20 protein-coding genes and 7 pseudogenes are annotated in these 25629 nt (G+C 34.9%); 5 read left to right on the top strand and 22 right to left on the bottom strand.

What is annotated here, in order from left to right:
• Positions 1 to 150 precede the first annotated feature (150 nt).
• A complete protein-coding gene (locus ABEQ24_RS17180) occupies positions 151 to 1110 on the top strand; it encodes a DUF3231 family protein (protein ID WP_430007925.1) in 960 nt (319 codons plus the stop codon).
• Between the two features lie 201 nt (positions 1111 to 1311).
• On the opposite strand, the gene ABEQ24_RS17175 is transcribed toward ABEQ24_RS17180, so the two are convergent.
• The 9 genes from ABEQ24_RS17175 to ABEQ24_RS17135 all read right to left on the bottom strand — a co-directional run bounded on the left by ABEQ24_RS17175 (position 1312) and on the right by ABEQ24_RS17135 (position 10384).
• Entirely contained in the window at positions 1312 to 1950 is a 639-nt protein-coding gene (locus ABEQ24_RS17175; protein ID WP_430007924.1) for a TVP38/TMEM64 family protein, read from the bottom strand.
• Between the two features lie 279 nt (positions 1951 to 2229).
• On the bottom strand, positions 2230 to 2676 hold the full coding sequence (gene msrB, locus ABEQ24_RS17170) for a peptide-methionine (R)-S-oxide reductase MsrB (protein ID WP_430007923.1): 447 nt from the start codon (positions 2674 to 2676) through the stop codon (positions 2230 to 2232).
• A gap of 78 nt (positions 2677 to 2754) precedes the next feature.
• A complete protein-coding gene (msrA, locus tag ABEQ24_RS17165; protein ID WP_430007922.1) occupies positions 2755 to 3906 on the bottom strand; it encodes a peptide-methionine (S)-S-oxide reductase MsrA in 1152 nt (383 codons plus the stop codon).
• Positions 3907 to 4260: 354 nt separating this feature from the next.
• Entirely contained in the window at positions 4261 to 4815 is a 555-nt protein-coding gene (locus ABEQ24_RS17160; RefSeq protein WP_430007921.1) for a TetR/AcrR family transcriptional regulator, read from the bottom strand.
• 103 nt (positions 4816 to 4918) lie between these two features.
• On the bottom strand, positions 4919 to 6016 hold the full coding sequence (locus tag ABEQ24_RS17155) for a GerAB/ArcD/ProY family transporter (protein WP_430007920.1): 1098 nt from the start codon (positions 6014 to 6016) through the stop codon (positions 4919 to 4921).
• Positions 6016 to 7095 carry a Ger(x)C family spore germination protein gene (locus ABEQ24_RS17150; RefSeq protein WP_430007919.1) on the bottom strand — a complete coding sequence of 360 codons (1080 nt, stop codon included), beginning with the start codon at positions 7093 to 7095 and terminating at the stop codon, positions 6016 to 6018. The genes ABEQ24_RS17155 and ABEQ24_RS17150 overlap by 1 nt, the downstream gene beginning before the upstream one ends.
• Entirely contained in the window at positions 7085 to 8602 is a 1518-nt protein-coding gene (locus ABEQ24_RS17145; protein WP_430007918.1) for a spore germination protein, read from the bottom strand. Before ABEQ24_RS17145 ends, ABEQ24_RS17150 begins: the two co-directional genes overlap by 11 nt.
• Before the next feature lie 615 nt (positions 8603 to 9217).
• Complete coding sequence (locus ABEQ24_RS17140; protein ID WP_430007917.1) at positions 9218 to 9652, bottom strand: carboxymuconolactone decarboxylase family protein; 435 nt, start codon at positions 9650 to 9652, stop codon at positions 9218 to 9220.
• 78 nt (positions 9653 to 9730) lie between these two features.
• Positions 9731 to 10384, bottom strand: coding sequence for an FMN-dependent NADH-azoreductase (locus ABEQ24_RS17135; protein ID WP_430007916.1), 654 nt, complete (start codon positions 10382 to 10384; stop codon positions 9731 to 9733).
• A 207-nt stretch (positions 10385 to 10591) separates the two neighbouring features.
• On the opposite strand from ABEQ24_RS17135, the gene ABEQ24_RS17130 reads away from it, so the two are divergent.
• Positions 10592 to 11095, top strand: coding sequence for an RrF2 family transcriptional regulator (locus tag ABEQ24_RS17130; RefSeq protein ID WP_430007915.1), 504 nt, complete (start codon positions 10592 to 10594; stop codon positions 11093 to 11095).
• A 1444-nt stretch (positions 11096 to 12539) separates the two neighbouring features.
• Here the strand turns inward: ABEQ24_RS17130 and msrA (ABEQ24_RS17125) are convergent.
• The 9 genes and pseudogenes from msrA (ABEQ24_RS17125) to blaOXA form a co-directional block, all read right to left on the bottom strand.
• A pseudogene (msrA, locus tag ABEQ24_RS17125) lies at positions 12540 to 13067 on the bottom strand (peptide-methionine (S)-S-oxide reductase MsrA); the annotation flags it as partial.
• 333 nt (positions 13068 to 13400) lie between these two features.
• The gene (locus tag ABEQ24_RS17120; RefSeq protein WP_430007914.1) at positions 13401 to 14246 is read right to left on the bottom strand and encodes a M15 family metallopeptidase; all 846 of its coding nucleotides are present in this window, start codon (positions 14244 to 14246) and stop codon (positions 13401 to 13403) included.
• A 611-nt stretch (positions 14247 to 14857) separates the two neighbouring features.
• Positions 14858 to 14944, bottom strand: a pseudogene (locus ABEQ24_RS17115) (carboxymuconolactone decarboxylase family protein); the annotation flags it as partial.
• 985 nt (positions 14945 to 15929) lie between these two features.
• Positions 15930 to 16808, bottom strand: a complete 879-nt coding sequence (gene vanY / locus ABEQ24_RS17110) for a VanY-A/VanY-F/VanY-M family D-Ala-D-Ala carboxypeptidase (protein WP_430007913.1) — start codon at positions 16806 to 16808, stop codon at positions 15930 to 15932.
• 103 nt (positions 16809 to 16911) lie between these two features.
• Complete coding sequence (locus ABEQ24_RS17105) at positions 16912 to 18024, bottom strand: ATP-binding protein (protein ID WP_430007912.1); 1113 nt, start codon at positions 18022 to 18024, stop codon at positions 16912 to 16914.
• Positions 18017 to 18712 carry a vancomycin resistance response regulator transcription factor, VanR-F/VanR-M family gene (gene vanR / locus ABEQ24_RS17100; protein WP_430007911.1) on the bottom strand — a complete coding sequence of 232 codons (696 nt, stop codon included), beginning with the start codon at positions 18710 to 18712 and terminating at the stop codon, positions 18017 to 18019. The genes ABEQ24_RS17105 and vanR overlap by 8 nt, the downstream gene beginning before the upstream one ends.
• 176 nt (positions 18713 to 18888) lie before the next feature.
• A pseudogene (locus tag ABEQ24_RS17095) lies at positions 18889 to 19322 on the bottom strand (IS110 family transposase); the annotation flags it as partial.
• Positions 19323 to 19664: 342 nt separating this feature from the next.
• The gene (locus ABEQ24_RS17090; protein WP_430007910.1) at positions 19665 to 20693 is read right to left on the bottom strand and encodes a serine hydrolase domain-containing protein; all 1029 of its coding nucleotides are present in this window, start codon (positions 20691 to 20693) and stop codon (positions 19665 to 19667) included.
• 269 nt (positions 20694 to 20962) lie between these two features.
• A pseudogene (gene blaOXA / locus ABEQ24_RS17085) lies at positions 20963 to 21778 on the bottom strand (class D beta-lactamase).
• 349 nt (positions 21779 to 22127) lie between these two features.
• Here blaOXA and ABEQ24_RS17080 point away from each other — a divergent pair.
• Positions 22128 to 22251, top strand: a pseudogene (locus ABEQ24_RS17080) (KGG domain-containing protein); the annotation flags it as partial.
• Positions 22252 to 22310: 59 nt separating this feature from the next.
• Positions 22311 to 22418: pseudogene (locus ABEQ24_RS17075) on the top strand (KGG domain-containing protein); the annotation flags it as partial.
• 76 nt (positions 22419 to 22494) lie between these two features.
• Here the strand turns inward: ABEQ24_RS17075 and ABEQ24_RS17070 are convergent.
• Entirely contained in the window at positions 22495 to 23928 is a 1434-nt protein-coding gene (locus tag ABEQ24_RS17070; protein WP_430007909.1) for a substrate-binding domain-containing protein, read from the bottom strand.
• A 185-nt stretch (positions 23929 to 24113) separates the two neighbouring features.
• Between ABEQ24_RS17070 and ABEQ24_RS17065 the strand changes: the two genes are divergently transcribed.
• A complete protein-coding gene (locus ABEQ24_RS17065; protein WP_430007908.1) occupies positions 24114 to 24395 on the top strand; it encodes a hypothetical protein in 282 nt (93 codons plus the stop codon).
• Positions 24396 to 24443: 48 nt separating this feature from the next.
• Here the strand turns inward: ABEQ24_RS17065 and ABEQ24_RS17060 are convergent, their stop codons facing one another.
• From ABEQ24_RS17060 to ABEQ24_RS17050, 3 genes and pseudogenes are all read right to left on the bottom strand, one after another.
• A complete protein-coding gene (locus ABEQ24_RS17060; RefSeq protein ID WP_430007907.1) occupies positions 24444 to 24671 on the bottom strand; it encodes a helix-turn-helix domain-containing protein in 228 nt (75 codons plus the stop codon).
• 125 nt (positions 24672 to 24796) lie between these two features.
• A pseudogene (gene gvpA, locus ABEQ24_RS17055) lies at positions 24797 to 25051 on the bottom strand (gas vesicle structural protein GvpA); the annotation flags it as partial.
• A gap of 37 nt (positions 25052 to 25088) precedes the next feature.
• Positions 25089 to 25625: a GvpL/GvpF family gas vesicle protein gene (locus ABEQ24_RS17050; RefSeq protein ID WP_430007906.1), complete on the bottom strand. Its 537-nt coding sequence runs from the start codon at positions 25623 to 25625 to the stop codon at positions 25089 to 25091.
• Between the last annotated feature and the right edge of the window lie 4 nt (positions 25626 to 25629).

Genomic DNA, 25629 nt, shown 5'->3' with positions numbered 1-25629 from the left:
TTTCAGTGATTTTTTAATACCTTCAATGTACTGCGCCCCAGCCCGCACGCAACGATTTCCATGTATTTAGAAAGAATTGCTGATTCATGAATAATCAAAAATTTAATTGACAAACTATAAAAAGAAATTTGATCTTTAGGGGGTATAAAAATGAACGTAAATGAATTAGGTTCCCTTTGGTACTTACAATCAAGTTCAAACATGATCAATTTATTAATAAAATATCTTATTGAAACTTCAAAGGATACTGATTTAAAGAATATTTTAAATGAAATGTATAAAATTTCTACATATCAAGAACAAGAGGCAACTCATTTATTGTCTGAAGAAGGTTATAAAGATACACCGTTTTTCAGTGAAGATGATTTATATAGTTCAACAGCAAAGCTATTTTCTGACCAATTAATTATAGAGATCTTAAAGCATATAACGAGTAATGGATTGCGAGCGCTAGCTGTTCAATATGTTGAATTAACAGATTATAAAGTAAAAAATTTTTATAAAAAACTGCTCAATGATGTAGTTCAATTAGATTTTTCTTTATTAAAATTGCTTGATGAAAAAGATTTATTACAAAAAAATTCCTTCTCTTACAAAAAAACAGATGAAAGGAATGGGAAACTATTCAAAGTTGCATCAACTCAGCAACGGCCACTTAATGCGGTAGAATTGGCAAATATGTTCAGTTCCCTTCAATGTAACAATGTTGGGGTTGCTCTTTGTATCGGTTTTTCTGAAGTCGTAGAGGATATGGACACAAAGAAATTTATACTAGAAGGGAAAAAGTTGGCATTTTATCAATCAGCCTCTTTATCCGATATCTATAGGGAAAATGGAATTCCAACTACAACTGGACTAGAGGCTCACGTTAATAAAGTAAAGGAATCACCTTTTTCAGATAAATTAATGGCAAACTTGATAATGTTTCTAAATCCAGTAGGTATAAGCAATCTACAAAATGCAGTGGTATCCAGTTATAAAAAGGATCATATTGATTCTTTAAAGGAACTAATCAAAATGGTTGAAGACTACTCAGAGAAAGGGCTGAAGTTATTAATAAGGAAAAATTGGTTGAATGAACCACCAGTGTCTAATTGGTCACATAAATAGAAACGGTGACAGGTACAAAGAAATGGTTACTTTTCGGCACATACTTAGGGATGATAACTATCAGAAAAATGGTATTAAATATATTTATAAGAATTACAACAAATATTTTGCCAGCTTGCTTCTCATTTAGTACCTTATTCACCGCTTCTGCGGTATCGGTGATTGGCACACGGCGCAGGGTAAAGTAAGCGTTCCTTCCGTTTATGAACTTTTTATCATTCGTTTTTTAAGAAATAAAGGGATCGTTGTGACGAGGATAAACACGGTCACTGCAATGATCAAGTATAGCGTCTTTCCTTGAAAAAAGCTGGAACCGAGAAAATTATATGCAAACGTACCAGGAATGATTCCCAGTAGTGTACCGAACAGAAATGCCCAAAACTTCACTTTCGAAATACCTGCCGCGTAGCTGACCAGATCAAAGGGGAATACGGGAATCAGTCGAAGCAGCAAAATATAGAGAAAGCCCTTCTCCCGTAATTGTGTTTCAAGCTTCCTCCATTTCTCCAGCCTTACACGGAACAGGTTTTCACCTAAAACTCGGGCTAACCCAAAAGATAGCACTGCGCCAAGCGTGGCGCCAATGATCGTATAAAAGGTTCCCCAAATAGGTCCAAAAGCCAATCCGCCTGCTAACGACATGATAGAGGCTGGGAAAAGAATCAAAGGACGTATTGTGTAAATAAGGATAAACAATACGGGAGCAGCAGAGCCAAAGGATAAAATCCAACCCCTTATCTCTTCTGGAGCCAGATGCAAAACCTTATGACTAAACCACACTAACCCTACTACTATTGCGCTACACAATAATGAATTGATCAGCCATGATTGTTGTTTCATTCTAATCTCCTCAAATGCTTTTCTACTATTGTTATTTATCAAATAAAGCAGTCAAATATAGTTTTTGACTGCTGTTTTTGTATTGCATAATCAATAAAGGCTGGTGTTAAAACCTTCAGGGACTACCATACGATTGTCCTAAGACCATTTTGAAAGCAGGTCTAGAAATCAATCATGTTCAACATTATATTAGTGATATACAAAATCTCTTCTTATTTTTATATCTCCTCATGTTTACAGTTATAATTTAATCATGAAAAAGTAAAAAATATTGAGGTACTATTTTTTAAATAACTTCATATAATCGGTATATCCATTTTCTTCAAGCCTGCTTTTCGGAATAAACTTCATAGCCGCTGAATTAATGCAGAACCGCTGTTCGTTAGGGTTTGGCCCATCATCGAACACATCGCCGAGGTAGGAATCAGCATTACGGCTTTTAGCTACGGTTTTCCTAGAAAGGAATCCTCTTTCCTCTTTTAATACAACATTGTTTCCATCTATAGGCTTTGTAAAACTAGGCCAGCCCGTGCCTGCATCATATTTATCCTTTGAGCTAAACAAAGGCTCGCCTGAAAGAATATCAACGTAAATACCTTCTTCTTCATTGTCCCAATATTCGTTTTTAAACGGCAACTCATCTGCGCCCTTCTGAGTTACGTTATATTGGAGTTTAGTCAGCGCCTTGAGCTTTTCTTCTTTGTTAAAATCGTCACTTGTTTTCAATTCGCTACCCCCTCTAAAATTATCCAAATGATTACAATTATATTTTTCGTCATGAAACTGTAAATGATACTGCTGGTACTATTTTTTAAACAGCTTTAAATAATCGTCATATCCACTTTCTTCAAGTTTATCTTTTGGTATAAACTTCAATGCCGCTGAATTAATGCAGTACCTTAGTCCTATTGGTTTCGGTCCGTCACTAAACACATCACCCAAGTAGGAATCAGCAATAAGGCTTCTTGCAGTGGTTCTCGAAGAAAGGAACCCGCTTTCTTCTTTCAATACAACATAACCTCCATCGATAGGCTTTGTAAAACTAGGCCAGCCTGTACCTGAATCAAATTTATCCTTGGAACTGAACAAAGGCTCGCCCGAAACAATATCTACGTAAATACCATCTGCTTCATTATCCCAATATTCGTTTTTAAACGGCGTCTCATCTATTTCGTTTTGAGTTACGTTAAATTGGAGTTTAGTTAGCGCTCTTAGCTTTTCTTCTTTGTTAAAGACGTCATACGTTGCTTGCTCGTCGCTATAAGTTGCTTTTTTGTCACTAATTTTCACTTCGCGTTCTTTCCCCCAAGCATCATCCAAAAATTCATCACGCCCGGATAAAAGCTCACTCATTTGGTAGCTCAACGAACTTTTTTCATAATAATTTTGATGTTCTGACTCGGCTTTGTAAAAAGTTGTTGCAGCATCGATTTTCGTTACAATTGGTTTTTCAAACCGCTTTGAATCTTCTAACTCTTTTACAGATGCTTCGGCAGCCTCTTTTTGTTCATTGTTCGTGAAAAAAATACCGGATTCATAAGGGGTGCCGCGATCACCAAATTGACCGCTTGCATCTGTAGGATCGATGTTACGCCAGAAAGTCTGTAGCAACTCGTCATACGATACAACATTAGGGTCATAATGAACTTCTACTGCTTCGAAATGTCCCGTAGTTCCGGAACCGACTTCATTAAAGGTTGGATTTTTCACGTGCCCTCCCGTGTAACCGGTATATACTCTCTCAACCCCTTTAAGCATTTCGAATGCCTCTTCCATATGCCAGAAACAGCCGCCAGCAAAAATAGCAGTGTCAGTAGACGAATTCGAATTTTCACTAGTTAAAGTATTTTGAGCCTTCGCTATCTCGGCTTGTTGATTCGAACCGTAGAAAGAAAATCCAGCAAGTACTACTAGTGCACTTGCTAATAAAAATAAAGCACTTTTTTTCATTTTCATTCATAGTCAACTCCCTATCGGAAATCGTGGACGCTACTTAATACCAAACACTAAATCCTCAGGTAAAATAATTTCGATCCAATTCGTTTAGCTTAACTGAATAATTCCTGATTACACAGCAGGTTTTTTCTTCTCGAATAATATTATTCCGTTTGCGATTTTGGTGTCTTTCACCTCCTTTTCTTACACTTGCATAATAACAAGAGTCCACCGGATCCTGAATCTGTAATAATGTATTTACCATATTATTTAAACGCCAAGGCATGATGAAGTTCACGCTTCATTTTTCAATTAAATTATATTACCGAAAAAATTTACTAACTAATAGGTAAGTTCCGCTCGCAAAAACCGATTTTAAGATTTTCTTAAATTAAGGTTTATTTGATCTATTACTCCGGCTAGGATATCATCGCCCAAAGCACGTCGGTATAATAATGCTCCCTTAATGCTAGATAATATAGAAACCGCCACAGATTGTATGTCATCAGTATCGTTTAAGATTTTTTCAGTTTGGGCCTCTGCAACAAGTTCTTTCATTATTGAGAGTTCTAATCTGCTGACTTCCACAATTTTTTTTTGTACGATATCTGGTAAAGAATTAAAATCCGTCTGCAATGAAGAAATTGGACAAATTTCAGTACATTCGAACCGTTCAGCCTGTAGAATAAACTTCTTTAGCTTCTCTTCCACCGAATCCGATGCATTAATCAATAAAAAGGTTTGCAAGCTTTTCGCAAGATGTTCGGTAATGGCAACCCCTAAATCCTCCTTTTTTTCAAAATGATAATGAATACTTGCCTTGGTTACGCCAAGTTGTTTAGATATGTCATCATAGCTGAACCCTACATACCCTTTTTTTTGTACTAATTTTATTGCTAAATCAATAATTTGTTTTTTTCTATTATCCATATCCGAATATTAACTTACTAATAGGTAAGTGTCAAGTTATTGTCCTCAGGCGAAATTAATTTTCTTACCTCAAAAAAGGAATTTAAATAGGATTTATCAGCACTTATCTCTCTCTATTCTTTATAAAACTTTCTATTATTGTTTTTACAATAAAAAGGAAAGGAATATATACATAAATAAATCCGAATCCTACATCGGAGGTAAAATTACTGAGCTTTTCTATACTTTTAAATTCCTTTAAGCTTACTGCAGTAATAATTAATATAAAGAGAAAAAGCACTAGAGAAACTTTAGGAGGAACTGAAAATGTTCTTTTTGCTATTCTTGTACATGCCCATAATGATATACACATTGGAGGGATAATTACGAATACCCAAATAAATATAAAGACATATTCAAACCTTTCCATAAAAGAAAATTGAACGATTTTCACCATCATCAGAGTAGCCCACGGTAGTTGTTGTATTACCTCTTGATTAAAATAAAGAAATGATACAAATGTTATAATTAAATAAACAATAAGAGTATATAAAGTTCCTAAATGCGCCCATTTAGAAATTCCCTTTGGATTTTTAATAAAAGGGTAATACATTAAAATCCATTCAAAACCTAGAAATAAAAATGTGGAAGCTTTGGCGGAAAGCAGCAGCTCCCCGAAAGAATGGCTGAAAACCGGCTGTAAGTAAATAGGATTCATATGTTTTATGGGGAAATAAATTAGGACAAATAAGAAAGATGGTATAACCACTCCCCAAAAACTAAAACCAGCTAAAATTCGAAAACCACTTGATACTAAGTAATAAAGCGTAATTCCAAATATGATGCAAAGCTGCCAGGTTTTTATTGTAGGATACACCCAAACCTGAATTACCTCGATGTAAGTTCGAAAAACTGTTAATGTAGCCAACCAAAAATACACTAGCGCTAAAATAGACAATAAATTGCCTATTATCTTTCCAAAACAATGTAAATTAACAGCTACTAAATCATTGTTATTATCATCTAACAGCTTAAAGATAATAAAGAGTATTATATGAATTGTAATTCCAGATATAATTAGAGAAATCCAAGCATCCTGTTGAGCATCCTTACTAATTTGGCTTTGGAAGCTTAAAATACCAATACCAGTCTGTGAAGCATGAATTAAAAAGAATGTAAAGAAAGTCGAAACTTGAAATTGTTCTTTTACTTTAATGTTCACTATTTTCCAACTCCAGCTTGTCTAATTATAACTTTTGTATTTACTTCGAACGTCATTTTAGGATATATATTTTCATAAAAATCATTCTCTGACCAGTTTTTATGTTTAGTCCTATGTATTCTACCTAAACCAACAGGATCCACTTCATTTGCTTGGAAAGTCCTAAGAAGTGATTCAGCTTCGCTTGAAATTGATTTCTGTAAGCTATATTTAAGTGATGTATAATCATTTTCTTTTTTCAAAACAACCCAATCGGGTAATCCTTCAAGTTCTATATTTAGAACAAGGTTTATTTTTGCCTTTTCTTCATGATTTTCATTAATAATATTTGTTTTATGTTTTCCATAGAGAGTCTCTACTCCAATATTGGTATTATGATCATTTTTGCTTAGATTAAAATCGTATGTGCCTCTTTTGTTTTTATCGGTCAGTAACTTCAATAATAATGCCTCTTTATCGGATATCTTATATTGCAATTTATTCTTCTTAAAAATCGCCATCCCATCAACTATAATCTTTCCATCAGAATCTAAATTAAGGTTTGGAAAGTACATATCTATCCCGCTGCCAAAAAATTGATCATACATTGTATGAAGGTCAGTAATTGGAATTCCTTCACTCTCCATACTTTCGTCAAGTAAATCTATTAAGTAGAGTGGACTCTCATTAAGTGTTTTTTCAAGGACATCTTTTGAAGAGCCACTTGAAATTGCAATCCTTGCAATACCAAACTTTGGATCTTTGCAGATTGCGTCTAACATTTGTGATAAACCATATCTACTAAGTTCATCTCCGAAAACAATTACCCTCACTTGGCCCATTTCGACATTATATTGAGATTTATGACCAAGCTCCATTTTCAAACTAGATGGGTTCCTAGCATTTGCCGTAATTAAGGAAGAATTATTTTTCTGAGCATAATTAGGATACACGACAACTCCCTTTAACATGCTATTTTCTCTATCAAATCCCACATAATGCATTAATGAAACCTCATCAACAATACTTTTAGGTATACATCCTGATAGGAAAAAAAATAGAACAACACAACCAATTCTAATTAATGTGTTATTCGTCATTTATATCCTCCCTTTTTTCATTCCTTTTTTTAGGAATATATTTTAATTTTTTTTCAGTTTTTAAAAAATCAGCCCTTACGTTTAATTTTTCATAAGGTGATCTAATAAAACTGTCGTTAAAACTTTTGATTCGAAATGGATATAAAGGAACCATGTAAGGGGTATCAAAAGACTTTAATTTAAACAAATGGCATAGCATTAAAATAATACCTATCATAATACCCAACCCACCTAGAATGGATGACATAACAATGAATGGAAATCTTAATAATCGAATGGTGTTAGACATAGTTACAGTTGGTGTCGTAAATGAAGCTAGAGCTGACAGGGCTACAATTATTAACAAGATATTACTCGTTAGTGATGCCATAACTGCTGCTTGTCCAATTACAATACCTCCCACAATCCCCAATGTTTGTCCTATCTTTGTAGGTAAACGAGCTCCTGCCTCTCTCAATAGTTCGATTGTTACTTCTAAAAAAACAACTTCCAATAAAGGTGGAAACGGTACATTTACTCTGGACTCAATTATTGGCCCTAATAAATCCACTGGTATTATTTCGTAATGAAAAGTTACTACCGAAACATAGAGCGATGAAGAAAATATCGAAAAGAAGATACAAAGTATACGAATTAAGCGGAAGAATGAACCAATAACCCAGTTATAATAATAATCTTCTGACGAGACAAAAAAATCGAGTATTGTAGAAGGTCCTGAAATTGCGTAAGGCGAGCCATCACTGAATATAACTACCTGACCAACAGTAAGAGCATAAGCAATTCTATCTAACCTCTCTGTAGATAAATAAAGAGGAAAAGGAGTATTAGAATTATCACTAATTATTTGATCTAAAGCCGTCGTATCCCAGACAATATCAAAGTCTATTTCATTTAGTCTTTTTCTGGCCGTTTCAATGTGTTTTTTATTAGTTACTCCATCTAGATAGACAATCATGATTCTTGTTTTGGACATTGTGCCAAGAACTAATTCTTCAGTAACAAGTAATGGTGATTTTACTTTTCTGCGCAGAATATTAATATTAGTATCTAAATTTTCAACAAAGCCCACTTTAGGTCCAATAACACTAAACTCATTTTCTGAATCATTAAATTCCCTAGCACCTTTAGATAAATTACTTATGTTTATTAAAAGACATTCATCTAATGTATTATCAAACTTAATCAATACGTAGCCATTATGAATCTTATCTTCAATTTCTTTTACATCAATAGTTTTAACTACATCCTCAAGAGGTAGATTGTTTTGGAATTTACCTATATCTAGAAATGAATCCTGATTCTTTTCGTATTCAGTAATATAAGGAAGCAAGACTCGCTGCATTGTCTCACCGTTAATTAATGTATTAAAGTAATATATGAATATCACGGATCCTAATACATGTTTTTTTATTTCTGTAAAGTCATTGGATTTTCTAGCACAATTCATCACATCATTAAATGTATTGTTGTTTACTATGGGCTTCTGATCATTTTTTTTCTTAAACATCCACATGTTTCTCCCTATAAAGTGTCGGCATTTATCATACTTACTATCAAAAAATGTATTCACACTACGTTAGATTCTTAATTCTTGGTGTGACATGCTTTTAGCTGGAACATTCTTATCTTTTATCAAAGCAAATGTAGCATTAAGGTGATTGTCATTGTTAAAAGTTATTACAAGTACATAGAAAATTCTCCAAAAGTAAACTATATTTTTATTTTCCTTAAATTATTATTCCACTTTGTTAAGCTTATTATTTGTTTTTTTCTTCTTTAATGATTTTTTAATCTAATTGAAGTTTTATAACTAATTGAAATATAGTTCACCCCAACTGTCTTATCTCTAGTAGTATGCAAATAAAATGATCACGTCTATGTAACAATGGAGGTATTCGAGTTACTCATCGGTTTAAAAGCTAAAAGAAAATTCAGAAGGAAAAAGTATTTGTTTAGAAACTGAAGAATAGGACATTTTTATTGAGGAATGATAACTGGAATTCGCAAAATTTCTGTCTTTAAGCATCAATAAGGTATTACATAAAAAAGCGCAATCCATATTCTAGGATGTGCGCCGGTTTAATATTAAATTTTCTCTAGGGACAATAGTTATTTGATTTGTTTAATTCGCAACATTTCCCATAGAAATAGAAATCCTGTTCCAGTTATTAATTTGATTGATTAAAATAACAAGATTTACATATTCCTTTTCATTGAAATGTTCCCTTACACGATTATAAAGTTCATCAGGAACACGCATATTCGAAATCAAAGTCACATGTTCAGTCAGCTCTAGAGCAACCTTTTCTGCATCTGAGTAAAACGTACATTCTTGCCAAGCACTGATACAGTATAAGCGCTGCTCTGTTTCCCCCATTTTTCTAGCATCAGCTGTATGCATGTTAATACAGTATGCACAGCCATTTATTTGAGATGCCCTAATTTTTATAAGTTCACGAAGTTTACGGTCAATTCCTGAAGTTTTAGTATATTTCTCCATTTCCATTAAAATTTTAATTGCTTCTGGTGCTACATTATAATAATCAATTCTTTCCACTCTAATGACCTCCTAAATTTATCAGTGTTTTTATGAATTAGTTTCTTATCTGAAAAAATAGCGCAAAATTGTCGCTAGTTAATCTAATGTTTTTAATTTCGATAAATGCGTGGCAGCTTCTTCAGCTTCTTTGTATGCTTTTTCTAAAATCTCATCGCGATTCAGCACTGCTGTCCCTTGGACCCTAATTATTTGATAATCTTCAAGTCCCATGAAGTTGAACATTGATTTCAGATATTTATGAGAGTATTCAACCTCAGTATACCAATCGTTATTTGTGTACACTGCTCCGCTTGCTTGTATAACAAGTATGCTTCGGCCATCTTTTAATAAACCCACTGATCCATTTTCCGTGTATTTAAAAGTCTCGCGAGCAATAAGAATGTTATCCATATAATCTTTTAGTTTTGAAGGTATGTTGAAGTTATGCATTGGCATAACGATGACATACTTATTTGCGCTTTTAAATTGATGTAATATCTTAGTCATGCGCTCAGTTATTCTTTGCTCTTTATCGGTAATCTGTTCACCTTTTGCTAACTTTCCCCAAGCACTTAAAACAGTATGGTCTACTGAGGGAACATCTACACTGTAAAGATTAATTTTTTCAATTTTCTCCGTTGGGTTTTTTAGTTCCTTATAAACCTTCAAGAAATGTTTGAATACCTGCAAGCTAAAAGAAGATGTTGAATCACCATTCGGATGAGCATTAATTACAAGCATTTTATCCATTAATACTTCTCTCCTTAAAAGTAAAAAGTTGAACGCCTATTGTCGACATATTTAATCGACGATTGACCATATCGACAATATACACGTTTGACTCACTTTCGTCAAACCCAAATTATGGATGTGCTAAGAAAGGAACTGTTTGACATTGGAATTCAATACTCCTAAGATTATATTAATTACTATTTAGACTAGGAAGCAGGTGTTAACATGCAGTATAGTGTTGGAGTTGAATATGGCCTGCATTGCCTTGTATATTTAATTGATATTCCACCAGATTCAAGTATCGGAATAAAGGAGCTTTCTGACTTTCAAGGGATTTCAGAGACATATCTCTCAAAGATTTTCGGCAAATTAGCTAAGGCAGGTATTGTAAGTTCAGTACCAGGTGTAAAGGGTGGTTATAGATTAGCGAAGTCACCAGAAGAAATTTCTTTTTGGGATGTAGTTAAAGCAGTTGAAGGGAAAAAACCCATATTTCAATGCAAAAACATAATTAATAATGGCTATCTGTATCGAGATAAAGAATGTTCTGCCTGTTCTTCAGGTACTTCCTCTTGCACAATTAACTTAGTTATGCTCGAGGCAGAAGAAAGTATGCGGAATTTTTTACGTAAAAAGACATTATCATGGCTGAATGAAGAGCTAGATCGCGCTTTACCTAAACAAATACGGAAGGATACTAGTGCATATTTTTCAAAGAGTAAAAGGTAATATAAATATGTTTTAAAATGCTTTTAAGGAATTTACAGAGAGATTTAGCGGTACGCATTTCTGTTACTTGAGGAGATTAAGACCTTAATAATAGGGAGAGCCATCAAAAAAAAGCTGAAGATTGTCTTCAGCTTTTTAAATTAAAGTGTGGAGAAGTACGCAAAAAGAATACTCTAAATGATATGTTGAAGCTGCCTACCATAGTAGGAAGGGTACCAAAAATACTTAAACTGAGAATCGTTAATTAAGGATATTTTTCAATACTATTCCTTAATTTTTTTGGAAGTTACTCATTAAAAAATAATAATAAGTAGCAGTGGCTGGTTGGGTCTTGATGTTAACGATACTATGGGAACAACTTAGGCGATTCATAGCAATAATGGTCGGAATAAAAGAAAATACAAATGTGGTAATAGTAGATTCATATCATCCGTTTGAGACGATTTCATACAAATGACGGCATTTAAAATTTGAAAAATTAAAAAAAATATATACAAATACATCATGATTACCAGTGCTGAAAATGAGAATATTCCATATCTCTTGTACTTTTTCCTTTGGATATTCCGGTAGTTGCTTTTTAATATTTTTTTCGAAATATTTTTGGGATTAGAAAAATTACTAAGGTTATTATAGCTATTTTTAAGTTCATTTAGCCTATTAATAATCTTACCATCTTCCATAAACCACCCTCCTTCGCATTACATATAACCACAGATATTGTCGAATTGTTGCATGGGATTAAAGATATTTCTTTTTTTCTTTTAAAACTTGATTAATTAAGGTTAAAACGTAAAATACATCTTCCCCTAGAACATGTCGTTAAGTAGTTTATCTAATTGTTCACTTCATAAATGGGTTTATTGGATCTGTGAATCTTTATAAGCAACTTTAATAAGTAGCCGTTTATGTTTTTTGAGTAACTCTGAAAAAGCAATTTCATTTCCTTTCTGAGCTTTTACGACCGAGTTAATAAAAATTCCCCCTTTCTTCGCTCTTTATTCTAGATGATTTGTTACTTGATTACTTACTTCAACAGTTTCATAATGCATGGTATTTAAACCTTTAAATAGCTTAACCCTATACTAAAAACATGACTTTATTTGACTGATTTGATTTTAGATTATTTTATTTGTACTTTTATATTTTAAGAATGATGAGGTTTAATTTCCTCCCTAATTTTTACAACTAAGTCAGAGAAACTGGAGTTACTCATAGATAAAAATAAGAGAAGACAGCTTGTCTTCTCTAGATGGCAATACTATACAATTATTAAAGTGGTTCCATTTGGAATAGTTTGATATACCCATTTTTAAAAATGATACCCCATCAACCCTATTGAGCCCCACCAATACTAGGGTTTAATTGAACTCCGCGAGAAACAATCCATTATTTTGTTTCACTTATAAAGTTTTGTTCTTTTATATTTACAATTACCATATCATTCATTCCAATTTTCCCGAATAAATTGTGCTCTTCCAGAACCTTCTTTGTAATTATTATAGTGGTAGGAATGTTTTTTATAATAGTGTTGATGATTTTCTTCTGCTGGATAAAACACAGAGGCTTCTTTAATTTCTGTTACAATTGGCTTTTGAAATTTTTTACTATTTTCTAATTTTTGCTTAGATTCTTCTGCTAAATGTTTTTGTACCTTATTATGATAGAAGATGGCTGTTTTATAGGACTCCCCTCGATCATTAAACTGACCATGTGCATCAGTCGGATCAATTTGCTGCCAAAAAAGCTCTAACAGCTTATCATACGGAAAAATGTTCGGATCGTATGTGATTTGGACTGCCTCATAGTGGCCAGTTGTATTAGAGCATACTTCATTATAGGACGGATTGTCCTTATGCCCTCCTGTATAACCAGAAACTACTTTTATAATGCCAGGTAACTCATCAAATGGTTGAACCATACACCAAAAACATCCACCAGCAAAAGTAGCTAATTCATAATTTTTTGACATAAATATATACCCCCAATTCAGTAATTAATAGAAAGACCCCCCAATAATGTGTAAGGGTGCTGAAGAGACCTCATCCTAAATTTCTTTTGGTGTTTTTTGCTTTTCTCCAAATAGTTCGTATTATTTAGATTAACAAAATCTATATTTGTATCCTTTTGTAAGAAAGCGCCCCATTCAAGTACCTTCCTTTTGACCAATATAATTTCTATTGTTTTCCATTAATTCTCAAATATACATATTTACAAAATAGATATTGAAGTACATAAAAGGCCGGGAATAGTCAATTTATTCAAACATTAAGAAGGGCAGTCATAACAACTGCTCTAAATTAAACTATGGTTTTTGTAAATATTCTTCAAGGGTGATGCCCAGTTGGTGGATTTTCTTAGCATGTTCAACACCAACGTATCTTAAATGCCATGGTTCATAGTTATAACCTGTAATATCTTCTTTCCCTTTCAGATAACGAATGATAAAACCATATTTATGTGCATTCTCAGCTAACCATTTACCTTCTTTTGTATCTCCGAATGCCTCAGTAAGTTCATAATTAACTTCTGGTGATGTTACATCCATGGAAAGGCCTGTCTGATGTTCACTCTGTCCAGGTTTTGAACTGGTTTTATTGGCTAGTTCTTCCCCTTTTTGTTCAGCGTTAAAAGCAAAAATAGAATCTTGAGTATCATACGAGCGATAACCGGATTGAGCAAGAAGTTCTAAACCCTTATCTTCAGCCACCTTAAACATCACTTCTAATGAAAGAGCTGCTTCTTTTCTCATTTTTTTCTTTGGCAGGTCCTCTTTAAATGGAAACGGTACACCTGGTGTAACTAAATCGGTTGGCTCATAATCTTTCGGTAAGTTTCTTTCCTTATTCGCAACGATTAATAAATCATCCAGATTTTGAACGACTGCCTTTCCATCGGCTGAGACTGTCACTGTTTCTTCTAGCCAAGGGAGGTCTTTCTGAGTTGGCTTCTCTTTAGATGTCTCCTCATCTTTTGATTCATCTGGGTTGGGTGTCAGTTGATCGTACAGGATTTCTTTCCATTTCCCTTCCTGAGCTGTTTCATCATTAAAAAAGGCATTCCATTGTTTTTCAGCCCAGTCAACCGGTTTGCATCCAGAAAGGATTAGCACTGTTCCAAAAATCACTGAAGATAGAACATATTTACTCAAAACACAATCATCCTTTAGTTTGTTTTATCGTTTTCCAGCTAATTCTTATATCGTGTACGTTAAATACCCAACAACGTATGTTACTTGTTCGATATTGCCATGAGTTGCTTTGGCATAAGGGCAAACCTGATGGGCTTCATCGACTATTTCCTTAGCCACGTTGGTTTCTACGCCTTTTAAAGTAACGTCCTATTAATTGTCAGTACATAGCCGTCGCTCGGATCCTTGCCAAATTTAAAGTTATTAACTTACTAACTAGAAAGTAAGTTAAACGTAAATTGTTGACGGTTCTATCTAAGGAATATCAAAGAGTAAATGATGCTTCCCATGCAATCATAAGTGTAATCCAAAAATATTTGTTGGATTTTCTAATCACTCCTTTCGATAATTTCCTATCTGAAAATTTATTTACTAACTAGTAGGGAAGTTTTACTCTCAAACAACCGAACTTATGATGTTATACTAGTTCATTACCTCGATTAATCTATCATACAAAGCTCGTCAGTATAATAATGCTCCTTTAAAACAGAAAAATATAGCTACCGCCACCGATTAAATGTTATCAGTATCTTTTAGAATTTCTTAGGGCATTTGCAGCAAGTTCAGAATAATTATATTTCAGTTGCTATATTCCCCATTGCAATAGAAATTCTATTCCATCTGTTAATTTGATTAATTATTAGTTCAAGGTCCACATATTATTTTTCACTGTACCCGACCTCGCCCTTTATCATGCAGGAGTTTATTTCTTCAGATAACACCGTTAAGTGTTGTAAACGCGGTCCTATTACTTCCAAAACTTCTAACATAATTTTATATACTCCTCATCAAATTAATTACCTACTACTAAGTAAGTTTTTTTTCATTTTACTATTAATAAATTTGGAAATTCTGCTCCACAATTTCTGGTCAGCCTCAACCCTTTCATAGCGTGCGGTCGGTAAACGGCAGGCCCGACGTCGATAAAATATGTATTTTTCAACAACATGCATTGGCCTTCCAACTGACTACGACATTTATAAACTAATAGACACAATAGTATCAGTATTCTGAAATGTTAACAATAGCACTTTTTTCCACTAACAAAGAAAAAAAATTATTTCTTCTATAAACCTCTCATCCATTTATATTCATAATTGATTATCAAATTTTAAATAGCCTTAAAATCCTCTTGTTCTTCATCATTATTTGGTAATAATTACTCACAAAAAAAGTAGTCGCATATGACTTAGTTATCAATAACTTGAGGCACCTAAGAAGCACCACTTTTGATACTTCGTAAAGTTATCATTCGTAATTCGATAAAAAAAAATATGCAAATGCAACCGTTACTTTAAGTCCCATACTTTACAATCTCTCCATACAATTAACATAACTAGCCAGTTTCTATTAAAGTGAGTTACTCAACAAGCTGGCCCGATTGTTGAAGATCATTTATATTGTCTCCTCTAAGAATAACGCCCTTTAATTGAATAACATAGATGGAATTTTATAATCAACATAAGATAATATCACTTTGTTCAAAAATTACTTTCTTGAAGTTTAAATATATGTCGGCAATAGGATTGCAAAGTGAGAAATGAACCACCAAATAATTATATCTTTCTAAATCAAGAAATAATGATTCATTGAAATGATAGAATAGTGTCATCAGAATTTTTCAGTTCCTTTTTTATCCATTTATTATTCGTGCAACGTCACAATTACTCCATCCATGTTGTTGCCTGAAATCTCATAATTGAGATTCTCTGGTACTTTAATTTGACTGCTATGAGAAATGGAGTAATAAGAAACAGTATATTTTTTCTCATTGACACTAGCAGAAATGTTCTTTTCTTCTTTTAAATAATCCAAATATTCTTCCAAAGCCAAATTCTTATCCTTCATAATCATACTGTGAGGCAGTCCAACATAGCGGATATGCCACGGTTCATATTGAATTCCTGTGACATCAGTTTTATCCTTTGGATAGCGTAAAATAAAGCCGTATTTCCAAGCGTTTTCTTCTATCCACTTTCCTTCTGGTGCTTCACTCATCTTCATTTGAGTAGATCCTACATCAAGCGATAAACCCAGATTGTGTTCGCTATAGCCTGGTGGCAATGCATAGTCAGAGCCCATTTCTTGGTATAGTACACTTTGCTCATCAAATCCTCGAAAGCCACTACTAATTGAAAAATGAAGAACTCCTTCTTTTTCAGCAGCAGTTGTCATCTCTGAAAATTTACGTGCGACATCCTCTGACAATTTAATATCACTATTCAGTAACTCATATCCCTTTATCAATTCTTTATGAATAAATAAATTTACGACATCTGCTTTTATACTCTCTTGGTGAACAGGATATTCCTTGTTGACCAAGAGTAGATTGCCTTGATAGACCTGATCTTTTGCAATCTTATTGTTTTGGATACGTTCAGAAGTTCCTAGGTAATTTATATTCTCTTGATGATTTTGAACATTTTTTTGAAACCCTACTTTATCTTGAAACAACGGTGTTATATTAGTGATACCAAATCCCAAACACAATATTAATAATAATAAAAATCCCCACGTCTTCATTTTTGGTTTCCTCCTTGATCTTACTTGCTTATAGAATAGGAGAAACTACTTAAAAAAAGAGTAGGGTAAATATTAAATTTTTCTTAAATCATTTAATTGGATATTAAATTTGATCATTTGGTACACTGTCCTTCGGTAAACGAACCTCAAATATCGTACGTATTAAACTACTTTCAGCAGTAATCGTTCCATTATGTTGCTCCACAATATTCTTCGCAATGAACAAGCCAAGACCTGTGCTATTTTCTTGTTGAGTTCGTGCTTTGTCACCGGTATAAAACATATCAAAAAGATGCGGCAGTTCATTTTGGGGAATTTGATCGCCGTAATTCACCACCTGTACTACGACTTCATCAGCATCTATAGATCCTTTAATATCCACGAACTGGCCATCATATCCATAGCGATTGGCATTCGTCAGAAGATTTTCAAACACTCGTGCCAACAACTCTCCGTCACCAACAAATGGTAAATGAGTAGGAATGTCCACTCGGGCCATCAAATGGTTTTTCTCGAAAAGCGGGTACAACTCTTCCGTTAATTGATGGAGCAGGTCAGATAAATTAATTCGCTTTTTATTTATGGGCACCTTGCCATAGTTCATTCTCGTTATTTCGAATAATTCATCTATAAGTCGTTCTAAACGCTGAGATTTTGAAAAAGCAATCGTTAAAAAATGTTTAACCTGTTCTTGCTTCAAATTCTCTTCTTTTAGTACCAAATCCAAATAGCCTAAAACAGAGGTAAGCGGTGTCCTTAAATCATGTGCCAAATTGACGACCAACTGATCCTTGCTGCTTTCCGAAAAATCTCCTCTTTCTACAGCTTGTTTCAATTTTTCACTTGCTAAATTAATATCATCGGCAATATCTCGAAATTCATCATTTGACTTAATTTGAATTTGATGTGAAAAATCTCCCCGAGAGAGATAATGGATTCCGGTTGAAATCTCGTTAAAATAGCTAGAATATCGCTTCGTGAGTAAGTAAAAGAACATAAACGAAAGCGGGATAAATAGTAGTAAAAAGACGTTAATGTCGCCAATTTGTTTCATACTTTTCCGATAATATTCCAGTCGGTCACCATACTGGACATTCGAGTGATAATAGAATTGGAGTGATTTAAAAACTATAAACGTGATAATTCCAGACCAAATCATACTTAAACCAAATAATAGCACCATCTTTGAACGAAAGCTGTGTACCATTTTAACCATTGAAGGAATACCCAATTCCCCACACGGTTTTAATCCATTTGTGGTTCTGATTCCCTTCTTCAAGTTTTTTCCGCAACGTACGAATATGTACCATGACAGTATTGCCACTTTCAAAGTATGCTTCTCCCCACACATTTTGAAAAATATTTTCCACACTATAAACCTTCTTTGGGTGACTCGCAAGTAAATACAAAATGTCAAACTCTTTCGGCGTAAGCTCGATGGTTTTACCGTATAAAACAACGGTCCGCTCCTCAGGGGATATCACAAATCCGCCAAACTCCAAACTCGATTTAATATCTATCTTGGGTTGATTTAACTTCATAAAGCGCCGAAGCTGCGCATTTACACGGGCCACCAATTCAATGGGGGTAAATGGTTTTGTCATATAATCATCGGCTCCAATCACCAGTCCGTGTACTTTATCAAAGTCAGATGTTCTAGCACTTAAAAAAATGATAGGCAAATTGTATTGTTCCCGAATTAGGCGCGTTACTTCATATCCATCGATTTTCGGCATCATAATATCTAGAATTAGCAAATCAATCGATTGAGTCTGGATAGCATGAATGGCTTCTTGTCCATCAAATACTTTAATGACATGGTATCCTTCTTTTTCTAAATGGATGGCAATCAAATCAGCAATCTCCTCCTCATCATCAGCTATTAAGATCGAAATACGTTTCATCTACTCCACTCCTATATAAAGATGCATTAAGTTAATTTATAATCTATTGATTAAACTATACGCAGTTGAGCGCTTCAAAAAACCTTGCTGTTTTTGGTGGGATGCCTTATCAGCATTGACCTTAATTAGCATGGCAGTTAATTGAATAATTTAGAGCTTCTTTTTATTTTCTAATACTCTAATTTAGCCATCCTTGAACTTTCACGAATACTAATAGAATCTTTGGCTACTCGTTTAAGTTCTTGAATTTTACTGAGTCCAACTTCACGCTTTACCGCTTTTCTGAGGTGAGTGAGGATCTCTTGTTCCTCTACTATCTTTAACTCATATGGTAATACGTTTAACTTTAATATTTGTAATGCTGCTTTTCCTTCCCAATCATTAAACACTGTAAGGAATTCAGGAAAATATCGATCTAACCAGTTATGAATTTGCCCCTGCACAGCTTGTAAGTCAACAAATAAGAGATCGCGTATTTTCTCCTTGCCACACGAAGTTCGGCATATCTTGCATCTTTGACTAGCTGTGCAATGACTCTTGCGTCCTTTACGTTATTTTTGGTTGGAGAATTATCATCTAATTCTTTAGATTTCTTCACATGCATAGGATGCTTGTACTTCGCAAAATCTACACCTATTCATATTGAATGCCTCCTGGTATATATGTTTTGTCCTTTTCGCTGCCCAGCTTCAGGACACTCATATCATACCAAGAGGTTATTTTTTTGTTCAAACCTCAATTTTCTTCATTACAGGAATGCTGCCCAAGTCTATAATAAAGATAGAGCGATCCATCTTATGCTATCTAAATCAATAATATAAGAACTAAGCTTAACATTGTTTACAAAAAACACATCCGGATAATCAAGCGAACTCAAGCCATACCTTCAAACCTTGGTTTCGATGGAAAATCTTCATTAATCGCTGCCTTCAGTATCCCTCAAACAAGGGAGTTAGACCTCAAAATATTCCTCTATCGCTTTCATAATTTTAAATGGTCCTGTACTTTTGTTTGAAGGGATTGCAAGTTTAATCCCGGACTCAGGATATACCGCTGAATGGAAGCTCACCCCAGGATCGTATCCCATTACATGATACTTGAATATGGTATTGTTCCGCTTGTTGATCCAAATCCCATACCCGTAATTGACCCCCTCTTTTACATGAATGTGTGGAGTCATAAGCAGTTCAGTATATCTTTCACTTAATAGACGATAATCCAATAATGCTTTCCAAAGTTTCATCATATCCGGTGCAGAGATATAGGCTCCTCCATCAGCACCACCTTTAATTGGAATCGAGTAGACATTCGTTTTCCATGTCCCATCTCCATAGTCGATGTATCCGCAAGCTGTGTTTTTGGGAAGCCGATCTAATGAAAAGTATCCTGAATCATTCATTCCGCATTTTTCAAAAAGATTTGTTTCAATATAGTCGGTAAAAGAATGGCCTGTTTTTTGTTCAACAATCAACCCTAATAGAAGGAATGCAGCATTATTATAATGAAATCTCTCTCCAGGTTTGAACAACATTTTTTCATTTTTAAACAATGGAAGGAAATCGTTTAAATTCTTTAACAGATACATAGGTGTTCGTTTCCAAAGATCTTCAAAGTTATCCATTGTCTCTTCGTCAAAATAGTCTGGAATTCCAGAACTATGGGTTAATAAATGATGAATCGTAACATTTTCATCAAAATGCGGAAATACTACATCCAAACAGTCATTGAGTCGCGTATCAAAGGATAATATTCCGTTCTCAGCGAGTTGACAAATCGCGATCGCAGTGAACAACTTACAGCCTGAAGCAATCCCAAAACGTGTATGTACGGTATTCAACCGTTCTTCAGCCCGATTGGAATAACCAGACGCTGTTTCGAATAGGACTTCATTGTCATCCTTAACAAAAACAACTCCTGAAAACCCCTCATTGTTTATGACTTTTTCTAGCGATTCACTTACCTTTAAACCTTTACTAGCCAAGTTACACACCCCGTTTTAGATGAAATATATTTCTTCGAAGCCCCCTCTTCTAATGAATGGTCAAATGTATATTGCTTAAACATTGCAATTTCAACTGTACATCCTCTATAGTTTCGATTTACCTTTTTATATTTCCTTTTTATTCTAGAAAATGGTCCTTAACGTAAAAAAGAGCACAATCCCTGTTGCAGAATTGCGCCCGACTGCGGAACATCAAAAAAAGCATATTTCTTATACATAAAAATCAAGTGTTGAAAAATCAGTATCTATTATTCTGTAATTAATTGATACTTTTTTAAAATATCTAATGTGATGTTTTTTGCTATTGTACCTGTACTATCAATGTTAGCAGCAAAAACATAAGAACGATCGTCCACTTTTATAAATCCAACAAACCATCCTAATCCAGAATCAGACAATCTTGTCCCTGTTTTTCCGTAAAGTGTGTAGTGATCCCCTTCCGCCTGGATCATCATTCGTTTAACCGTTTTCATTACAGGTCTGTCAAATGGAAGCTCTTCTTTATATAACTTCTCCATAAAATCTACTTGTTCATAGGGACTGATTTTCAAAGAGCTGCTTAACCAGAAACGGTCGATGCCGCCACTCATATCCTCGTTTCCATACGAGATTTTTTCTACCCAATCATTCATGCGCTGCTCTCCAATATCCCTGGCCATTTCCTGGTAATACCAAATAGCTGATTCACGCATGGCAGACCCAAGTGTATGATCACGGTTCCATGTATCAAATTCACGTTTGACACCGTCCCAGCGTTTTACATCATACTCATCTCGAACAGCTTTGACTTGTAATCCAATTTATGCATTAGGGACCTTAAATGTAGATTCCGGGGTTTGTCTTGTATTAGCTCTTTCCTGATTGTATACAAAGTTTTTCCCGGTTTTAACATCACGTAATATAAACGTCCCATTATGGCCAGCGAAAAATTCAGCGACATCTAATTTTTTCCCATTAAGTTTTTCTTTAGAAACAACTTCTTTGCTTGGTGTTTGGGCTTGAGCTGTAAAACCTATTATTCCTGTAAACAATACAAAAATGGAAAGGTAAATCAATTTTCTCATTTCAGACACCTCGTTAAATTATTTAACAGGTATATTCTAATGGTATTTTTCGGAAAATTCAATAAAAAAGAAACAATAATACGATGATAACCCTCTTGAAATAGAATAACGGTTATTTCCATTTTGCTATTTGATGTATGAATTACAGTTCGTAACTGGTTGAAGTTTTTCAATATAGTATCCCATTTGACACCATTCATCAATTTCTCCCATCGCTTGGTTCATTGGATCTATTTAACAGTTTCCAACTAGTTCTTTTGGAATTTTTTATTTAAATTCTGTTTTATCCCTTCAGAGCCGGGTAAGAAAAAAACGTAGTTAAAATCCAAAATCTTAGGAGGAATGTATGATGGCTAACCAGAACAATGGCAAGATGAGCCGTGAAGAAGCAGGACGGAAGGGCGGACAGGCTACAGCAGACTCTCATGATAAGGAATTTTACCAGGAAATCGGACAAAAAGGCGGACAGGCAAATGCCGCTCAGCAAAATCAATCGAATCATAACAGCAGCAGTTCTGACAATAACGGGAAAATGAGCCGGGAGGAAGCTGGACGCAAGGGCGGACAAGCCACCGCTGATTCACACGATAAGGAGTTTTACCAGGAGATCGGACAAAAAGGCGGAGAAACCAGCAGTCGTTAAGATGGACGCCAAACACCCCTTCTTTTTTAGGAAGGGGCTGTTTGGCGTCATATTTGTTATAGTGCTATTTTATTTATTCATATCTTATGTACCCAATCTCTTCAACAATCTGCTGACCCTGATGCCCTCTCATCCAATCCAAAAACGGGTCAATGTTTTTATTGGGATTTGATTTTAAGCTGATGGCGTAAAGATTTGCGGTAAAAGGATACTCCCCGCTTGAAATATTCTCCGGATCCGGCTTCACGCCATCAATTGCAAGAAGCTTTATATCTTGATTTTCCTTCATTCCCGTTGCAAAAAAACGGAAAGAAAATCCGATGGCGTTCTCATAATTCCGATAATCCGCGACTTGCTCTATGATGCCGCCCATTCCTTGAGGCACTTCCTCTTTTAATGGTTTTTCTATCTGTGTATTCCCCATAATCTTCTCAAGCAGTGTCTGGCTTCCAGAGTTTTTAGGCCTTTGAAAAGCAACTATCTTTTCAACCTTGCCACCAAGCTGAGACCAATTATTGATTTCTCCTGAATAAATGCTTTGAATGTCAGATACAGATAGACTTTCAACCTTATTGCCGGGATTGACAAAGAATACAAAAGCCTCTTTTCCAATCGGTGTCATGACAAGCTCTTTCCCTGCCTCCTCAGCCATCAGCCGCTGTTCTTTCGATGGCTCGGCGCCAAAATATAGATCGACTTCACCAGAAAGCAGCCGTTCATAGGCATAAATGGTATTGGTGAAACTGACAACTTCCTTTTCTGTCGAAACGACAGACCGGACATTTTTGTAGGTCGCTTCTGCAAATGCTGAATATACAGGAAAGGCAGCTTCAGCCCCGTCGAGAACAGGCATTTCACTTGAGTTTTGAATCGTAAATTCTGAACCATTTTTCAATTTTGGCAGCTTGTTACCAGGGTTTGTCACGTCATAAGGTGAGAGATCCGTACTTGAAAACCCGCCGCCATACTCAAAGCCATATGAAGGGAGCACTGTTTTATTCCGATTCATTTGAACAGCAGCTCCAGTGCCGATTCCTATTATTATAATGGAAAGAATAGCGATCCCTTTTTTAAGGGAAAAAGCGGACACACGCTTATTTACTAACAGGGAAATCAGCACCGGCACCAGTATGGCCATTTCAAAAGCAAGAGGTGCCCATAAAAAGGTTCTTCCTTCTCCTTCAAAAGATGAAAAGAAAAAAACCGGTGCATAGGCCATGTGAAAAATTCCGTAATAAAGCCACGCGCCGTCCCCTGTAAATCCTCCGCTTACGAGCATGTACACTGCCCATAGCAGCGCTGTATACGCAAGCGGCAGGGAAACGATCAATAAATCATTTTCATTCGGCTTTTTGGATTTCAGACATCCTGCCGCAAACCCACCCGCGATAAAGACAATGAGTGAAGCTATGAATATACTATTTATCACAGCACTTAATAAAACAACTGATAAAATGGATAAAACAAATGGAACTAATCCGAAATATAAAAACCATTTAAAAAACATTCCAGCACACTCCCTGTTCTTTCTCGCATGGTGTAATAATACACTTTTATCCTTATATTAACAATAGTTTTGTGGGATTTATTACAAAGAAAGGATTATTTTGCAGCAAAAACATACATGCAGGTTACATTTTTGCAAATCAAGTTTATAATTTGGATTATCATCCTATATTGGAGAAAAATCTTATGAATCTAATGCGTTTTTTTACCTATCAATTCATCTTATTCAGTGCAGTTATTACCTTCAATCTATGTATTGATCCGTATTTAGGCAAACCGTTTACTTTAGTAGATTTCATCGTCATCGTTATTTCTGGAGCATTGTTTTATTTCGGTTATAAACTGATTGAAAAAGAATATAAATTGTTCAGTAATATCCGCTTTTTGATGAAAATCTTCGTTTCGATTCCTGCTTTCCTGTTAGCAGGTGCCGTTGTTGGATTAATTAGCAACCTGTTATTGCACTAAAAAAAGAGTATCCCTTGAAATGAGGGATACTCTTTTTTAACTAGACGATTAATTTATTTTGTTTTGCTTTTGATAATTCTCTTTATCAACAAGTTCTGATGCAGGGACATCAAGGACCGTAGAGAGTTTTAAGATGGTTTGGGTGTCAGGCACTTTTTCACCGGATTCATACTTTTCGATGGTTTGGCGTCCAAGACGCGCTTTAAAAGCGAGTTCTTCCTGACTCATGTTTTTCAGCTTACGAAAATGTTTTAATTGTTCACCAAAATGTGCCATGCTGATTCCTCCCTAAAATCATCCAATTTATACTTTTAGTTTATCATTTCATCAGCTTTATGCATCATTGTAAACGTGAACATTATGTTAATGATTATGAATCTTTTCTGTATGTAAGCAGATCATTAAATAGGAAATAACAGCTGATCCAGGAGCTCCTTTGGTCTCTTCTGAACAGACTCGTCTTCTCCATTTTTAAGGAAATCGACCGCATCTGCATATCTCAGCCATGTTTCAATACTTGAGACCACGATTCGTGCTTCTGCGGTAATTACTTCTAGTCCAAGAACCGATATCTTCGCAAAAACATCAATGACAATGCCCTTATCAAAAATTCTGTCAATGACTTCGACAAGGCTTGATCCATCATTGTTTTTTTTTTGACATGCATCCTAATCCCTTCTCTTATCACGATTTTCAATTGCCTATGACAAATCCGCTTACATCTTCGATTCTGCATCGCAAGTAGGAAGAAGAAGGAACCTGGCTTCCTTTTATTTGGACATTTTTCAAATGAATATATACTGCAGCTTTGTGGTCTCCAGCCCCTTTGCTTGCTTCATAAAATTTCTCACTCAGCAATTTCGCTTCATCGTCTTCATTATTTTCAAATCGCTTGCCGCATTCCATTAGGTATTCTTGCTGAGGATATAGACGCTGCAGCAGAGAAACTGCTTCCTTATTCGACCTGAACACATGTCCGAAGCTAAATGGAAAGACAGTATCACTTGTTTCTAACAGGGAGCCAATAATTTTCTGGTGCATAAGCAGGTTTTCTTTGAATGGTCTTAGATTGAAAGGAACAATTGCAGCCGCAAGCACCATTTCCCGGTAAGGCAGGAAAATCAAATCACGTTCCCTGCCTGCAAAATAAATGCTCTCTGATTTCCCGATGCTCTTATTCTCAGCGATGCAAAATATGTACAATCCATTTTTTTCTGGAATTACTCCCAATGCC

It is taken from the genome of Metabacillus idriensis, assembly GCF_050483325.1.
Classification (GTDB): Bacteria; Bacillota; Bacilli; order Bacillales; family Bacillaceae; genus Bacillus_P; species Bacillus_P idriensis_A.
The sequence above is the reverse complement of the archived record's forward strand: the minus strand, read 5'-3'. Positions and strand labels throughout refer to the sequence as shown.

Bases quoted from the DNA above. Each gene is read 5' to 3' on its own strand.
- ABEQ24_RS17150 (WP_430007919.1), bottom strand. From the start codon at position 7,095: ATGACGAATAACACATTAATTAGAATTGGTTGTGTTGTTCTATTTTTT.
- ABEQ24_RS17065 (WP_430007908.1), top strand. From the start codon at position 24,114: ATGAATCTAATGCGTTTTTTTACCTATCAATTCATCTTATTCAGTGCA.
- ABEQ24_RS17135 (WP_430007916.1), bottom strand. From the start codon at position 10,384: ATGGATAAAATGCTTGTAATTAATGCTCATCCGAATGGTGATTCAACA.
- ABEQ24_RS17130 (WP_430007915.1), top strand. From the start codon at position 10,592: ATGCAGTATAGTGTTGGAGTTGAATATGGCCTGCATTGCCTTGTATAT.
- ABEQ24_RS17175 (WP_430007924.1), bottom strand. From the start codon at position 1,950: ATGAAACAACAATCATGGCTGATCAATTCATTATTGTGTAGCGCAATA.
- msrA (WP_430007922.1), bottom strand. From the start codon at position 3,906: ATGAAAATGAAAAAAAGTGCTTTATTTTTATTAGCAAGTGCACTAGTA.
- ABEQ24_RS17105 (WP_430007912.1), bottom strand. From the start codon at position 18,024: ATGGTTAAAATGGTACACAGCTTTCGTTCAAAGATGGTGCTATTATTT.
- vanR (WP_430007911.1), bottom strand. From the start codon at position 18,712: ATGAAACGTATTTCGATCTTAATAGCTGATGATGAGGAGGAGATTGCT.
- ABEQ24_RS17160 (WP_430007921.1), bottom strand. From the start codon at position 4,815: ATGGATAATAGAAAAAAACAAATTATTGATTTAGCAATAAAATTAGTA.
- ABEQ24_RS17180 (WP_430007925.1), top strand. From the start codon at position 151: ATGAACGTAAATGAATTAGGTTCCCTTTGGTACTTACAATCAAGTTCA.
- vanY (WP_430007913.1), bottom strand. From the start codon at position 16,808: ATGAAGACGTGGGGATTTTTATTATTATTAATATTGTGTTTGGGATTT.
- ABEQ24_RS17060 (WP_430007907.1), bottom strand. From the start codon at position 24,671: ATGGCACATTTTGGTGAACAATTAAAACATTTTCGTAAGCTGAAAAAC.
- ABEQ24_RS17070 (WP_430007909.1), bottom strand. From the start codon at position 23,928: ATGTTTTTTAAATGGTTTTTATATTTCGGATTAGTTCCATTTGTTTTA.
- ABEQ24_RS17145 (WP_430007918.1), bottom strand. From the start codon at position 8,602: ATGTTTAAGAAAAAAAATGATCAGAAGCCCATAGTAAACAACAATACA.